Origin of the sequence: Nonomuraea solani, assembly GCF_900108335.1 — a bacterium.
Taxonomy (GTDB): domain Bacteria; phylum Actinomycetota; class Actinomycetes; order Streptosporangiales; family Streptosporangiaceae; genus Nonomuraea; species Nonomuraea solani.
Map to the genome: position 1 here is coordinate 1074495 of NZ_FNVT01000001.1, position 14956 is coordinate 1089450.

A 14956-nucleotide genomic window follows, 5' to 3' on the forward strand; every position below is an offset into this window, starting at 1 on the left:
GTGGCGGGCCTCTCCGGCCAGCGGCGCATGGAACGGCGCTGGGGGCTGCTCATGGCGCTGCCCGCGATCCTCGGATTCGTGATCTTCACGGCGGGGCCGATGGTGGCCTCGTTCGTGTTCAGCCTGACGGACTGGCAGGTCGGGGGCACGCCCGCCTACGTGGGGCTGGACAACTACGGCGCGATGGCCGGCGACGAGCTGTTCTGGAAGTCGCTGAGCGCGACCACGTACTACACGCTCGGGGCGGTCCCGCTGGTCCTGATCGTGTCGTTCGCGGTCGCCATGCTGCTCAACCAGAAGGTCCGCGGCCTGTCACTGTGGCGGACCATCTTCTACCTGCCCACGCTCGTGCCCGCGATCGCCAACGTGGTGCTCTGGATCTGGATCTTCAATCCCGACTTCGGGCTGCTCAACTCGCTGCTGCGCCAGACCGGGCTGCCGTCCGGGCAGTGGATCTATGACGAGGCGACGGCCATCCCGTCGCTGATCGTCATGAGCACCTGGGGGTTCGGCAACACCATGGTGATCTTCCTGGCCGGGCTCCAGGGGGTGCCGAGACACCTGTACGAGGCCGTCGCGATCGACGGCGGCGGCCCGTGGCGGCGCTTCTGGCACGTGACGCTGCCGATGATGACGCCGACCATCTTCTACAACCTGGTGGTGGGCGTCGTCGGCACCTTCCAGGTCTTCAACCAGGCGTACGTGATGACCGAGGGCGGCCCCAACAACGCCACGCTCTTCTACGTCTACTACCTGTTCAGGATCGCCTTCAAGGAGAGCGAGATGGGTTACGCCAGCGCGCTCGCCTGGGTGCTGTTCATGATCATCGTGGTGATCACGTTCCTGCTGTTCAGGAACGCCCGCCGCTGGGTCTACTATGAGATGGCGGGCGCCCGATGACGGCCGTCGAGGCGCCCCCGCGCCCTGGCCGGGTCGCGCCCACCGCCGGGCTTCGCCGGCCGCGCAAATACGGCAAGGCGCTCATCTACCTCGCCCTCGTCGCCGGCGCGGTGCCGACGCTGCTGCCGTTCGTGTGGCTGGTGCGCAGCGCCCTGATGCAGGACGCGCAGATGTTCGTCGCGCCGCCGGAATGGATCCCCTCGCCGTTCCAGTGGAACAACTTCAGCGAGGCGCTCACCGCCCAGCCGTTCTGGCTGTACTTCGTCAACACCGTGATCATCGCGGTGATCAGCGTGCTGGGCACGGTGCTGACCTGCTCGATCGCCGCGTTCAGCTTCTCCCGCCTGCGCTGGCGGGGGCGCAACGTGGTGTTCGCGCTGCTGTTGAGCGCGGTCATGCTGCCGTACGCGGTGACGCTCATCCCGACCTTCGTCATGTGGCAGGAGCTCGGCGCGCTCGACTCCTTCATCCCGCTCACCGTCCCGAGCTGGTTCGCCGGGGCCGGCGGCGGGGTGTTCAACGTCTTCCTGCTGCGGCAGTTCTTCCTGACGATCCCGTTCGAGCTGGACGAGGCCGCCTACATCGACGGCGCCTCGCCGTGGCGGGTCTTCTGGACGATCGTCATGCCGCTGTCGAAGCCCGCGATCGTCGTGGTGACCATCTTCACCTTCATCGGGACCTGGAACGACTTCCTCGGGCCGCTGCTCTACCTCAACGACGAGGAGAAGTACACGCTCTCCCTCGGCCTGGCCTCGTTCCAGAGCGTCTTCCTGACCCAGTGGGGCTACCTGATGGCCGCCTCGGCCGCCGTCATCGCCCCGATCATCGCGCTGTTCTTCTTCCTGCAGCGCTACTTCATCGAGGGCGTCACGCTCACCGGCATCAAGAACTGACAGGAGACGGGCTGACGTGCCTCCCGGCCCACGGGCGGGAGGCACGTCCCGGTCAGCCGAGGCGGGCGAGCTCCTCCTTGGTGAGCTCCAGCGTGGCGGCGGCGACGGAGTCGAGGATCGTCTCCGGGCGGCTGGCGCCGGGGATGGGGATGACGACCTCGCTGCGGGCCAGCTCCCAGGCGAGGCAGACCTGCTGCGGGGAGACGCCGCGATCCTCGGCGATGGCGGTGAAGGCGGCGTTGCGCTGGTGCAGCTCGCCGGTGCGGCCGATGCCGCCCAGCGGCGACCAGGGCAGGAAGGCCAGGCCGAGCTCGGCGCAGACGTCGATCTCGGGCTCGCTGGAGCGGAAGCGCGGCGAGTACTCGTTCTGGACGCTCGCCAGGCGGTCGCCCAGGATGCCGTGAGCGAGCCTGATCTGCTCCGGGTTGGCGTTCGAGATGCCGGCGAGCTGGATCTTGCCGGCGTCGTGCAGGTCCTTCAGCGCCCCGATGGTCTCCTCGTACGGGACCTTCGGGTCGGGACGGTGGTGCTGGTAGAGGCCGATGCTCTCCACCCCGAGGGCCTTCAGCGACCGGTCACAGGCCTCCTTCAGGTACGAAGGCCGGCCGTTGGCGTCCCAGCCACCGCCGGGCGTGCGGGTGTGCCCGCCCTTGGTCGCGACGAGCACGGTGTCCGCGTCGCCCGCCCACAGGGACAGGGCGTGGGCGACCAGGCGTTCGTTGTGGCCCACGTCATCGTGCGAGGGGGTGTAGGCGTCGGCGGTGTCGATCAGGGTCACGCCGGCGTCCAGGGCCGCGAGCAGCGTACGGATCGACTGGTCCTGGTCGGGCATGTGACCGGCCACCGACATGGGCATGGCGCCGAGCCCGATGACTCCGACCTGGCGGTTTCCGATGGCACGCGTTCTCATGGCGTTCTGCATGAGTCCACCCTGTCTGCTGGAGCGCACTCCAGGTCAATGCCGGTTACGTGGCTTCCGGAGCTCCAGGCGTCAGAATGGGCGGATGACGGTCGATGATCATTCGCCGGTCGGCCCGTTCGAGGAGCGGTTGTGGGCGGCGTACCGGGACGGGCGGCGAGCGGTGTGCCTGAGCCTGCTGCGCGGAGCCGACCTGGCCCTGCCGATCACCGCCGCCGCGGCGGCCGGCGACGAGGCGCCCGCCTGGGCGACGGCCGCCGACGCCGAGCGGACCTGGGTGCCGGCCTACACCTCGGTCGAGGCGATGCGGCTGGCCACCGGCGGGGTCGCCACGCACTGCCGGATCGTGTCGCTGATCGAGCTGGCGGCCGGCTGGCCGGACCCGCGCTGGGGGCTGGCGATCAACCCGGGGCTGGAGGTGGCGTTCGCGCTGGAGCCGGGCACGGTGGCCAGGCTGGCGGTGCCCACGATGCTCCAGGACCTGCTGCTCGAACCCGGCTCCGGCGTGCCCGTGGTCCAGAAGCTGCTCGCCCCCCGCGACATCCACGCCCTGCTGACCGGCGGCGAGCCGAAGGTGTCCGGCTACTGCCACAACGCGCTCGACGTCTCGCACATCGCCACGCCCGCGGTGCTCGCCGAGGCGCTGCGGCAGCCGGAGATGCTGACCGAGAGCGGCGCGCTGAACATCCTGCGCTGGCGCCCGGTCGGCCTCGACCTGTACCGCACCCCGTACGGCGGGACCGACGAGGAGGGCCGGGCGGCGATGGCGGGCTGGGTGGTCGAGGAGCCGCCGTTCGTGGGCATGGGCCTGGTGCCCAGCGTCGACAACGTGATCCGCGAGTACAAGGTGTACGGCGTGGGCCTGCCCCACGGCGCCGAGATCTGGGAGCTGACCTTCGAGGGGACCGAGCGCCGGCACGCCGTCTACCACGGCGACCTGCGCCGCTGGCTGCTGATCGGCACGAGGTCATGACCTACCGAGCCCGCTGGCGGGGCGCCGACTATCCGGCCAGCCCCGAGCCGCACGCCATGGAGCTGTGGGTACGCCTGCGCAGCGCCGAGCCGCTGGACGGCTTCGAGGAGGTCGAGCCCGGCTGCCACGTGCGCACCGTCCCCGCGCCCGAGTGCGAGTCCCTGCACCTTGTCACCACCGTGTGCCGCTGGCGGGGGGAGCCGTTCCTGGTGTGCGCCGAGGAGGAGGGGCGGCTGCTGATCGAGTATCCGGGCGGGTCCGCGATCGCCGCGCGTGAGCTGGGGCTGGAGCGGGTCGAACGGGGAGTGTACCGCCTCTGGGTGCCGCGATCGGAGGTGAGCGGGCTCCAAGAGGAGGTTGTGGCCATCGATGTCCAGAATCAACACATTTACGACTAGCCCTTGTTTCATGGTGTTAATGTGACGGAAACTTACTCGTCAGGCAGGAGAGCCGTAAGACACGTATGGCACGAGCTACGGGAGGGTCATGGGTTCAGAGGACCGGCCGGACGTAGCCGCCATGCGGGCGTACGCCGACGAGCTGCGCGACACCTTCAACCGGCTGCAGGACGAAGGGTCCGAGTTGCACGCCCGGGCCAAGGCGGTCCAGGTGACCGAGACCTCGCGCGACGGCCTGGTCACGGTGACCGTCGGCGCGCGCGGCGACCTCGTCCGGCTCGACCTCGATCCGCGCATCTACCGGCGGCCTGACGCGCGCCACCTGGCCGACACGATCGCGGAGACCACGCGGCGGGCGGCGGCCAGGGCGCAGGAGCGGATCACCGAGATCTTCGAGCCGGTGATCCCGCCCGAGCAGTTCAGGGCGCATCTCGACGGTGACCTCGAAACCGTTCTTGCCATGCTGGCCGACCAGATGGAGGGCAACAGGTGAACCTGTGGGATGGCTCGTACATCGCCAAGCCGATCGTGGACCGGGGAATCTCCGCGTGGTCCCTGATGGCCGAGGATCTTGAGCGCGGGCTGCCGAAGCTGACGGCCCAGGTCGAAGAGTGCCTGGCCAGCGCCCCGTGGGGCGGCGGCGCGGAGGGCCGGGCCTTCTTCTCGGCGCACTTCCGCGACGACGGGCCCAGCGAGATGCTGAGCCAGTGCGGCCGGCTCACGCGCGAGATCGCGGACGCGGGCACCAGGCTGCGCAAGGTCATCGACAACACGGTCCAGACCGACCTCGACATCGAGCACGGCATCAGGACCGGCATGGTGCGCGAAGTCTGAGGCGCCGCACATGACGCATACCGGGGGCATCGAGGTCCAGGGCCAGGGCGGCCAGTCGAACGGGCCTGAACTCGTCCGCATCGACACGGACACGCAGCCCGTCTGGGAGACCGAGGTGCTCCCGGACTGGGTGGAGCGCTTCGTGATCCCCATGCTGGCCGCGGGCCAGAGCTGGACGGGGGCCAGTGAGAGCGGGCTGTCGCAGCTCGCCCACGCCTACGCCGCCCTCGCGGACGGGGCCGCCAAGCCCACGGAGCCCGCGGGCGCGGCGGCGCGCACCATCGTGACCGGCTGGGCCGCGCCCGCCACGGCGAACTTCGTCACCCGGGCGAAGGTCCTCTACGGGAAGGAGGGCGGGCTGGCCGGGGTGACCGGCAACGCGCGGGCGTACGCGCAGCAGGCCAGCAACTTCGCGGTCGAGACGCAGTACACGAAGCTGTCGATCAACGTGGCGTTCTGGATCACGGTCGTCGCGATCGCCATCGCGATCATCGCCTCCTTCTTCAGCGCCGGTACGTCCACCGCGCTCATCGGCCCCTACGCCGCCGGGGCCCGGGCGGCGATCAGCCGCATCCTCGTCCGGCTCATGACGGTGGCCGGGCGCGAACTCGGCGTGACCCGGCTGGCCAGAGTCGCCTCGCTCAGCGGGGCCACCGGGCGCGGCGTCCTGACCCGGCTGCTGGCCTCGCCGCTCGGCAGGGAACTCGTCGAGGAGATCGGCGAGGAGTTCTTCATCGACGCGGCGACCCAGTACCAGCAGATCCAGATGGGCACGCGCAAGGAATGGGACTGGCAGAAGTCCGCGGCCTCGATCATCGGCGCGGGCGGCGGCGCGGTCATCGGCACGCGGCTGGCCGGTCCGGTGTCGCGCGTCACCCGGCACGTGCCCGGCTTCACCGGCCGGGCGCTGAGCACCGGCCTGACCAACACACTCGCCTCGCCCGTCGGCAGCTTCATCGCCAACGGGGCCGTGTACGGGCAGTGGCAGAGCCCGTTCACGACGGAGTCGATGCTGGGCGGGTTCATGGGAGGTGTGGGGCGTACCGGGAGCATCAGCCCGTTCAGCCCCGACGTGTACACGGCCCTGGCCAACCCGGTGACGACGCTCGCCTCGGCGTACGACGCGGCGGCCCGTACGGACGCGGCCAATGCGGGCAACGGCCCTTCCGGCGGTACGGCGGGCGGCGGCACCTCCCCGAACGGCGCCCCCCATCCGGACGACGGCCAGCCCTCGGCCCCCGGCGCCACCCGCACCCCGGACCCGGCCACCGTCCCGGCCACCCGCACCACGACCGGCCAGGGCTCAGGCCCTGCGCCGGGCCAGGGGCCGGGTCAGAACGGCAGGCCGGGCTCGGCGCCGGACCTGGACGGCTCCACGCAGCGCCGCACCTCCACCACCCCGGACGACGCCTCGGCCCCGGCCCCGGACGAAGACCCCACGGCCGACGACGCACCCCAGCCGGACACCGCCGGCACCCCGGCGGGTGGCGCCACGGTTCCCGTGGGCGGCGCGACCGCCCCGGCGGCCGGCGCTCACGCTCCGGCGGGCGGCGCCACCGCTTCAGCGGGCGGCGCTGCGGCCCAGCCGGACGGCGCAGCGGCTCAGCCGGATGGCACGGCTGCTCAGGCGGATGGCACGGCCGCTCAGCCCGGCGGCACGCCGGAAGCCTCCGGCGACAGCGCCCCTGCCCAAGGGGACGGTGCCCCCGACCAGGGGGGCAACCCCTCGCAGGCCGGTGGCATGGCGGCGGCGCAGTTGGGTGACCAGCAGGGCCAGCCCGACCAGAACCCCGCCGCCACGTCGACGGCCGCGGTCACACCGGCGCTCAGGGCCAAGACGGCGCTGCTGGACGCCCTCAGCACCAACTTCCCCAACGCGGTGATCGGCCCCACCGGCGACCTGATCCTCCCGGGCCCCGACGGCGACCGCATCGTCCCCGCCGCCACCATGGGCCGCATCCGCACGGCGCTGAACGCCCGCGCCGGCGACCTCCAGAACCAGGCGGACCTCCAGGTCGAGGCCGCCTCCATGCTGCTGGTCGCCCAGGCCGACGACAGACTGTCGGCCCCGGCCCCGGACGACGCCCCGAGAACCCCGGCACCCACCACGTCCCCAAGCCCCGCCCCGGACACCGGCAGGCCGGAGAGAGTCCCCGCCGCGACCAGCAAGCCCGGCACGGTCACCTCCAGGCCGGTGCGCGACACCCGGTACGTGCCCGACGCCCGCCAGGGCCCCGACCTGACCCTCGACGAGGCCAAGGACGGCACCGCCAGGTTACGGCCGCGCCACTTCACCGGCGAGGGCGTACAGGACATCGCCTGGTCCCCGACCGGCGACACCCTGGTGGTCAGCACCCAGAGCCAGGGCACCCAGCACTTCCGCCCGGTGGTCGGCGGCCTCGACCCGAGCCTGATGGGCATGACCGAGCTCAGGGCGGGCACGGCCGACGACCCGCATATAGTCCACCTCGCCCCCCGCGCGGCCAACGACCAGCTCCCCAGAACCTGGCTGCACGAGATCACCGACACCCTGCAGCGGCTGGCGGCCACCGAGGAGGGCAGCCGGCAGGGCGTCCTGCGCCGGGTGCTGCCGGGCAACCGGCCGACGCGCGACGACTGCGTACCGGCCAGGCGCAACGAGCTGGCGTTCCTGATCGAGGAGTGGCACCAGGCACGGTCGCTCCCGGAGAAGCGGCACCTGGCCGTCGACATCGACGGCGTGCTCCGTGAGCTGGCCGCCCACGGCGACACCCCGCCGCTTCCACCCTGGGCCCCGTCCCAGGGCACACGGGACACCCATGCCCCGCCCGTCCTGGGCGAACATCCGCTCGCCGCGGACGTCGCCGGCGTCATCGAGCAGCTCAAGAAGGCGGAGGCGGCGCTCCAGCGGCAGATCGACACGAAGACCAAGAGCGCGGAGGAGGCCGGCCAGGCCGCCAAGAAGGCCAAGAACGAGGCGAGAAAGGCCGGGAAGCAGCGCGACAGCGGCAAGGCCGAGCGCGCCCGCAAGTCGCGGCGGGAGGCCACCACCCACCGGTCCACGCAGGCCAGGCACAAGAGGATCGCCCAGTCGTACGCCGCCGCGCTGACCGAGGCGACCAACGCCAGGGAGGCGTACGAGCGGGCGCTCCAGGCGATGAACCAGTCCGCCGGGCCCGTGCGGCCGGGTGAGGTGGGCATGGCCGGCATCGCCGCGCGCCTGGCGGCCGACGCCGCGCGGCAGCACCAGACGTACCTGGACACGCTGGCCAAGGCGCTGCCGCAGGAGATCGCCCTGTCCGCGGCGATGCCCACCGGCAGGCTGGCCCATCTCGGCGCGCTCACCGGCCGGGTCAACGCGCTGCTGGAGCGGAACGGGGTCGCCAAGCAGTTCACGCCGGACGAACTGGAACGCGCGCTGCGCGCCGACTTCCACAAGGCCGTCACGGCGGACGGCGTCGTGCTGCGCGCCGGTGAGGGGAAGTCGGCCGCCGAGGTACGGATCAAGCTCGACCTCAGCGACCTGGTCGAGGTGATCGACCCGGCCGTCAAGGCGTCCGAGATGATGGTGGGCAACTTCTTCCAGGCGGGCAGGACGGTGACCGCCGCGGAGGCGGGCAGCGCCGGCGTGTCGATGGGGTTCAACACGAAGGTGCTGGCCCAGTTCATGCCCGACGGCGAGTGGCCGCGGATGGTGGCCGAGCTGCTGGGCGTCGGCGTGGGGGTGAGCGCCGGGCGCAACTGGTCGGCGTCGGGCGGGGCGGGTACGTACGCCCAGGGCGGCTCGGTCTCCGACAACCGGAGCGAGTCACTGCTGTTCGACGCCGCGGCGACGTGGACCGTCGAGATCCGCACCGGCCGCGACCAGGCGTGGCGCGACGCCACCACGGTCAGCGCCGGCCTGCCGGGGGACACGGGCGCGCAGCGGATGTGGGTGTCGCACTCGTACACCGACGAGGCCCCGCGCAAGAAGGCCTGGATCGACCCCGCCAAGCGCGACCTGAAGATGCCGAACCACACCCTCACCGGCATGACCGGCCTGGAGGAGGCCCTCGCCACCCTCACGGGCCGGCTGGGCGGCGACTTCGCGCGGGTCGGCACGAACGCGCACAACGACCTGCGCAAGTTCGTCACCGACGAGCTGCCGACCCGGCTGCGGCAGGCGGTCAACGGCGGCTTCACCCGCGACCTCACCGTGGACGGCGAGTTGCGAGCGCGGGTGCGGGTCGAGACCGAGGTCGTGCTGGTAAGCAGTGAGATGGTGGGCGGGCCGACCAACGACGAGTGGGAGGAAGAGGTCCTCGTCGACTTCGCCGCCTCGCCCGGCGGGGTGTCGTACGGCGGGTCGCTGGAGGGCAACGCCTCGGCCGGGTTCAACCATCCGGGCCTGGAGGACGTGGACGTCCTCGGCGACATGGGCGACTACGCCCCGAACCTCGGGCCCAGGCTCAGGGGCGCGCGGGCGGCGTCGCAGTCGTACTCGTCCACGGCCAACGGCCAGGCGATCCACCCGAGCGTGCACAGGAAGACCCGGCACACGCAGGGCTACCGGCTGGAGCTGCGGCACACGTTCGCCGTGGAGGAGATCGGCGAGCCGCCGGTCAAGCTGAAGCCGATGACGAGCACCGCGCTGGTGCGCATGCAGGAGTCGGCGGCCTACCGCTTCGGCCTGCCCGTGGACGCCGCGGCGCTGGTCCACCACAACGGCAAGATCCTCACCGACCGCGACGGCAACGTGGTGCTGCGCGGCGACCCCCGGCCGGTGCCGATCAAGGGGCGCAAGACGGAGCTGCCGGACTGGCTCGGCGACGGCCCCGGCCAGATGCGCGGCTCGGGCCCGGCCCTCGTCCAGGAGATCAGCGGGCTGGACAAGGCCACCCAGGACACGATGGACGAGCTGGCCAAGCTCGGTGTGATCCCGAAGGTGGTCAACGGGCAGCCGCAGTACTCCTCCAACGACCTCGCGCGGGCCAGCCAGATCCTCAACCTCCAGGAGATCGTCACCCAGCTCTCCGAGCACCGGCTCAGGACCGCGTACGACCAGCTCGCCCAGGACGGCATCTTCATCGACCTGGTGCTGCACGGCCTCAACGCCGCCCCGGACCACTACACGGTGCACGTCCAGCTCACCCAGGACTTCAGCGACCGCGACGACTACGTCGGGGTGACCGACGACGAGTCGGCGGTCAACCTGGACATCGGCACGGACACCTCGGGCCGCGGCATCTCCCGGTCCAGGACGTACAGCGGCGGGCCCTCGGGAAGCGAGAGCGACGGGCCGGACCAGGGCCAGGACGGCCTGTCGCACGAGGTGGGCGTCAACGCCGGCGGAAACCAGACCCGGACGGCGGGCTCCAGCGTCGGCAGCACCGTCAACATGGTGACGCTGGCGGAGAGCACGGGCCCGGTCGCCATCTTCAACGTCAAACACCAGCTCACCGTCACCCTGCACCACAACGGCGAGGTCACCGAGCTGGCGTCGGAACCGGGCAAGGCCAAGCTGCTGTTCGCCACCGACCTCCTGCCGCCGAGCGACGCGACGCCCCCCACCCCGGTGGGAAAGCCGAAGAAGAGCCTGCTGAGCCGGGCGACGCTGCTGCACATGGACGTGCGCGGGGCGGTGGACGCCGCGCGGCGGGTGCTGCCCGGCGCCATGAACGAGGATTCGCCGGCCTTCCACCACATCGCGGCGTTCCTCAACATGCGCAACCTCATCTCCCACCCCGAGATGCTGACGAACCCGCTGACCACCGACGTCGCCGTCCGCCCGCAGGGGGCGATGGCCACGCGCTCGTCGTTGTCGGTGTCAGGCGAGATGGACAACGCGGAGGTCCTCGGCGTCGTCGACCACGTGAACGGGCGCATCGTCTTCGGCCTGGGCAGCGCCGGAGTGTCGTGGGGCGGCTCGACCGGCGTCTCCGCCGGCGCCTCGGTCGGGGTCTCCGACCTGGACGACGCCGGCGCCTCGAACGACGGCGGGAAGATCGGGCTGCCCTCGCGCTCGGGAGGCACCGCCACCTCGACCTCCATTCTGGACATCTGGGGCACCGAGGAGCTGACGATCGAGTTCGGCCGCCAGTACCTGCTGCGCGCCGACGTCAACCTCACGCTCACGGGCTCCGAGAGCGCGGCCAACGCGGTGCCGACCGGCCGGGGCCGGATCCCGCTCGTCCCGGGCGAGACGGCGGACACCCAGGGCAGCGCGCTGTTCACGATCCCGGAGTACGACGCGCTGCGCCTGTACGCCGACGGCGAGCTCGATCTGCCGCTGGCCCTGGTGGGCGACGCGGTGGAGCGCTTCCGCAACGGCAGCCTGACCCTCGACAAGATGCTCGCCGTGCCCCTGGTGCAGGCGTACGTCAAGGCCCTCACCCAGGCGCGGGCGGCGGGCGAGGCCCCGAAGATCTCCGAGAAGCACACCCCCGACAGCCTGATCAGGGCGCTCAAGCAGGTCGCCGGGCTCGACGCGACCGCGAGCCAGCCCCGGAAGGGAAAGGCCACCAGGCGGCTCAACCAGGTGCTCAGCGAGGCGAAGGAGCTGATCAAGCGCGCCAGGGACGTCGTCGTCGCGCCGCAGTACGAGAACGGCATGGGCCTGAGCGTCGTGGAGTCCTTCACGATGAGCGACCAGGGCAACGAGGTCAACCTGCTGGACGCGGTGCTGGACGCCGTGAACGACACGGTGCCCGGGGCGGTGGACGACACGCCGAACCTGCGCAAGGAGATGAGCGTCGACTTCGCCGGTGACCGCGGGCAGATCCACATTCCCGACATGTGGTCGCCCAGCGGTTTCGAGAAGGACTACACCGTGCAGACCGGCCCGCAGGCCGACCAGTCCGAGGTGGTCACCGTCCGGGTACGGATGGAGCCCGCCGACGGGACCGACCCCCGCAAGGCGACGCTGCTCGGTCACACGTCCGACTCGGGGATCATCGTCCAGCGTTACCGCTACACCGACCTGTCGCACACCGAGGCGTACAACGGCTCGTACTCGGCCGGGCTCGACTACTCGGCCGCGGACGACGGCAGCGGCCGGGGCACCGGGGTGTCCACCGACCGGGGCCGCTCCTACTCCGGCACCACCAACCAGCAGGGCACGAGGCTGCAGCGGATCGGCCTGTTCAACGGGCTCGACCGGATCCAGCAGGACATGACGCTCGTCATCGAGATCGAGCGCAGACCGGCCCGCACACGGACGCTGCCGGGCGCGGCCGCGATCCGGAAGGCCGCCGCGCGCATCCGCCGCGGGCGCCGCCCCGCCGTCCACTCCAAGAGGTACGACGCCTCCCTCGTCCGCCGGATCCCGACCGGGATGACCAGGCCCGAGAGCGAGGACCCAGGACCCGTCACCACCGTGACCGACACCCGGCGGGTCGAGCTCCACCCCGGCCACTTCGTCGAGACCCTGAGCCAGGACCTGGGCAGGCCCTCGCTGTACGAGGTCGTCTCCGCGCAGTTGTCGAAGATGCTGGGCGCGAGCACCGTCAAGGAGCGCCAGGCCGAGCTGTTCACCCGGCTGAAGCCGTCCGCGCTGATCACCGGCTTCGAGCGGATGGCCGGCGTGGACGGCGACGTCGTCGTCCGGATGTCCCGGCCGAAGTTCAAGGACCAGGGCGCCGACGTCACGGTCAGGGCCCGCCTGTCCGACCTCACCGTCGTCGGTGGGCCGTTCGACGCCGAGATCGGCGAGGTGGACCGGAAGGCCGACGCCCAGAACGTGTCCGTCTCCCGAGGCCACGCCGTTCCCGTCGCCGGGAACGCGAACGCCTCGAACGACGCGCTGGGCATCAACGGCGGCGTACGGGCCGGCGAGCAGTCGTCGACCGGCGTGACCGAGCACCACGGGGCGCGGCGCGAGCGCAGCAAGTTCGAGCACGGCAAGGCGTACACCATCCGGCTCCGGGTGGACTACGACCTCACCTTCCAGCATGTCGCACGCCGACGCGACGGCAACGTCCATCCCGTCGGCGAGCCGACCCACCTGCCGGGCGCCAGCGGCGGCGTCGTGGACGTGACGCTCTTCGCGCACCAGATCGAGGAACTGCTGGATCGGATGACGGCCGGGGTCAGCCTCGGGTCCACCGTGCCGGGGCTGAAGACGTTCCAGTTCGTGATGGACGAGGCACGGCAGCCGCTGGTCACGACCCTGCGGGCGGCGCAGGTCGCGGCCCGCGAGCGCGGGGCCGTGGCGGTCGTGCCGGTGTACGAGCCCGACGGGCTGCGCCGCTACGAGGTGTCGCCCGACGGGACGGTGCACAGCGTGACGCCCGACGGCGGGTTCGCGGCGGCGTACTCGACGCTCTCCCCGCCGGTGCTGGACGCGGCCGAGGAGAGCCGGCTCGACCTGCGGGACGTCTTCCTGAACTCGCAGGTGCCCGGCACCTTCGACGAGCAGGTCACGGCGGCGCTGGCGGCCGGAAACGTGCAACCGGCCGCCCCCGCCGCCCCCGCCTGGCCCGCCACCGGCAACCCCGCCGCACACGCGGCGCACGCACCGGTGCCCTCCTCGACGGCGACGTCGGCCCCGTCGGCCACGCCGGGCTCATCGGGCCCGTCGGCTCCCTCCGCGACCTCGCCGGAGATCGCGAATACGCCGTTCGACGCCGGCGCCCGGCCCGAGGGCGAACCGGATCTGACCGTCGCCGAGATCCTCGCCCAGGACGTCACGGCGGCCGACTTCGGCGGCGCCGTCGCCCACCTGCGCACCGCCGGGCCCGACCGGATGGTCCTGCAGGTGCCCGGCCTGGCCGACCAGCACGTCCGGGTGCTGGCGGAGGATCCGGGTGAGGGGCTCACCGGACGTACCGAACTGCGGGCGGGCACCGCGCAGGACCCGCACGTGCTGCGGATCGGCCCGCGCATCGATCCGGCGGTCGTGTCGTCGGTGCTGGTGCACGAACTCTCGCACGTCGCCCAGGACAGGATGGCGGGCGCGCGGCACGGGGTGGTCAGGGCGTCGCTGTCGGAGCAGCAGACCGAGGGCACCGACCACTGCCTGACGCCGCGCCTGAACGAGCACGCCCACCTGGCGCGGAAGTGGCGCGGCAGCACCGACCCCCGGCAGCGGGCCCGGCTGGCCGAGGCCATCGACGCGATCGCCGCCGACGTCCAACGCCGCGGCCACACCCCACCCCCGTCCCCCTGGGGACCGGCACCGACGGGCGCTCCAGGGAATCGCGCGCCGGGTTCGCCGGTGGCCGCCAAAATTCGTGAGCTGGTCAGCGCCATGGCCGACGCGCCCGCCACGCCGAAGCACCGTTCCCTGGCCGCGGCCCTGGGCGGGGTGAAGCCGGAGGCCACGGCCGACGAACTGGCCACCGAGCTGCGGGCCGAGGCCGCGAAGGCCGGGCTGGCCCCCGGGCAGCCGGGCGCGGCGGCCAGGACGGTGGCGCTCGCGCGGGCCGGGGAGCTTCAGCCCGAGCACGTCGCGGCGCTGCGCGGACCGGCGGCGCTGCCCGAGATGGCCGCCGCCAAGGCCCTGGAGCGGGCGGCGGCGCTCCTGGGGGCGCGCGTCCGTACTCACGGCCCGGGGCTGCTGGACATCGAGATCCCGGGGCACCCGCCCGTCCCCGTCGAGATCCGCCCGCCCCAGAGCGGGCCCGCCGCCCCCGAGCTGCTGACGTTCCAGGTGGACGGCCGCACCACGATCGGCGCGAACGAGCGCGCCGCGGCCGCCCTGGCCGCGGGAGCGGTGGCCCGGGCGCGCGGCCTGCCGGTCGTCGACCTTCAGGCCGTGGCCGAGCTGCACGAGGCCGTCCGCCAGGTCAGGACGGCCACGTCCGCGCAGCTCCCCGGGCGCAGAGGCGTCCTGTACGACCTGGCCGCCGCCCTGCCCCAGCGCCTCATCCCCCCGGCGCTGGCCGCCGAGCTGGACACGCTGCTCGACGGCTGCCGCCCCGGCGACCGGCACGCCTACTGGGAGCGCATGCGCAAGCTCAGCAACGGAACCGGCCTGCCGCGCGACGACGAGTGCCGGTGCCCGGAGGGCGGGCCGTGCCTGTGCGGCCGCCGGGTCGGGGCGGGCACCGTACCGGCATGATAGGAATCCCGAGGGAAGGAC

At 72.3% G+C, this 14956-nt stretch carries 8 protein-coding genes; 7 read left to right on the forward strand and 1 reads right to left on the reverse strand.

What is annotated here, in order from left to right; genetic code table 11:
• Positions 1 to 900 carry a carbohydrate ABC transporter permease gene (locus C4V41_RS04695; RefSeq protein ID WP_200823742.1) on the forward strand — a complete coding sequence of 300 codons (900 nt, stop codon included), beginning with the start codon at positions 1 to 3 and terminating at the stop codon, positions 898 to 900.
• Positions 897 to 1793 (forward strand): carbohydrate ABC transporter permease, encoded by an 897-nt coding sequence (locus tag C4V41_RS04700; protein ID WP_103954437.1) that lies wholly within the window; start codon positions 897 to 899, stop codon positions 1791 to 1793. The genes C4V41_RS04695 and C4V41_RS04700 overlap by 4 nt, the downstream gene beginning before the upstream one ends.
• A 52-nt stretch (positions 1794 to 1845) precedes the next feature.
• Here C4V41_RS04700 and C4V41_RS04705 read toward each other — a convergent pair whose 3' ends face one another.
• The gene (locus C4V41_RS04705; RefSeq protein ID WP_103954749.1) at positions 1846 to 2703 is read right to left on the reverse strand and encodes an aldo/keto reductase; all 858 of its coding nucleotides are present in this window, start codon (positions 2701 to 2703) and stop codon (positions 1846 to 1848) included.
• Positions 2704 to 2797: 94 nt separating this feature from the next.
• Between C4V41_RS04705 and C4V41_RS04710 the strand changes: the two genes are divergently transcribed.
• The 5 genes from C4V41_RS04710 (at position 2798) to C4V41_RS04730 (ending at position 14935) form a co-directional block, all read left to right on the forward strand.
• The gene (locus C4V41_RS04710; RefSeq protein ID WP_103954438.1) at positions 2798 to 3685 is read left to right on the forward strand and encodes an SseB family protein; all 888 of its coding nucleotides are present in this window, start codon (positions 2798 to 2800) and stop codon (positions 3683 to 3685) included.
• Positions 3682 to 4083 (forward strand): hypothetical protein, encoded by a 402-nt coding sequence (locus tag C4V41_RS04715; protein WP_103954439.1) that lies wholly within the window; start codon positions 3682 to 3684, stop codon positions 4081 to 4083. The genes C4V41_RS04710 and C4V41_RS04715 overlap by 4 nt, the downstream gene beginning before the upstream one ends.
• An 88-nt stretch (positions 4084 to 4171) precedes the next feature.
• A complete protein-coding gene (locus C4V41_RS04720; RefSeq protein WP_103954440.1) occupies positions 4172 to 4576 on the forward strand; it encodes a YbaB/EbfC family nucleoid-associated protein in 405 nt (134 codons plus the stop codon).
• Positions 4573 to 4917 (forward strand): hypothetical protein, encoded by a 345-nt coding sequence (locus C4V41_RS04725; protein ID WP_103954441.1) that lies wholly within the window; start codon positions 4573 to 4575, stop codon positions 4915 to 4917. The genes C4V41_RS04720 and C4V41_RS04725 overlap by 4 nt, the downstream gene beginning before the upstream one ends.
• A gap of 10 nt (positions 4918 to 4927) precedes the next feature.
• Positions 4928 to 14935 carry a WXG100-like domain-containing protein gene (locus C4V41_RS04730; protein WP_103954442.1) on the forward strand — a complete coding sequence of 3336 codons (10008 nt, stop codon included), beginning with the start codon at positions 4928 to 4930 and terminating at the stop codon, positions 14933 to 14935.
• The last annotated feature ends 21 nt before the right edge of the window (positions 14936 to 14956 follow it).

Bases quoted from the DNA above. Each gene is read 5' to 3' on its own strand.
- C4V41_RS04730 (WP_103954442.1), top strand. From the start codon at position 4,928: ATGACGCATACCGGGGGCATCGAGGTCCAGGGCCAGGGCGGCCAGTCG.
- C4V41_RS04710 (WP_103954438.1), top strand. From the start codon at position 2,798: ATGACGGTCGATGATCATTCGCCGGTCGGCCCGTTCGAGGAGCGGTTG.
- C4V41_RS04700 (WP_103954437.1), top strand. From the start codon at position 897: ATGACGGCCGTCGAGGCGCCCCCGCGCCCTGGCCGGGTCGCGCCCACC.
- C4V41_RS04705 (WP_103954749.1), bottom strand. From the start codon at position 2,703: ATGAGAACGCGTGCCATCGGAAACCGCCAGGTCGGAGTCATCGGGCTC.
- C4V41_RS04720 (WP_103954440.1), top strand. From the start codon at position 4,172: ATGGGTTCAGAGGACCGGCCGGACGTAGCCGCCATGCGGGCGTACGCC.
- C4V41_RS04715 (WP_103954439.1), top strand. From the start codon at position 3,682: ATGACCTACCGAGCCCGCTGGCGGGGCGCCGACTATCCGGCCAGCCCC.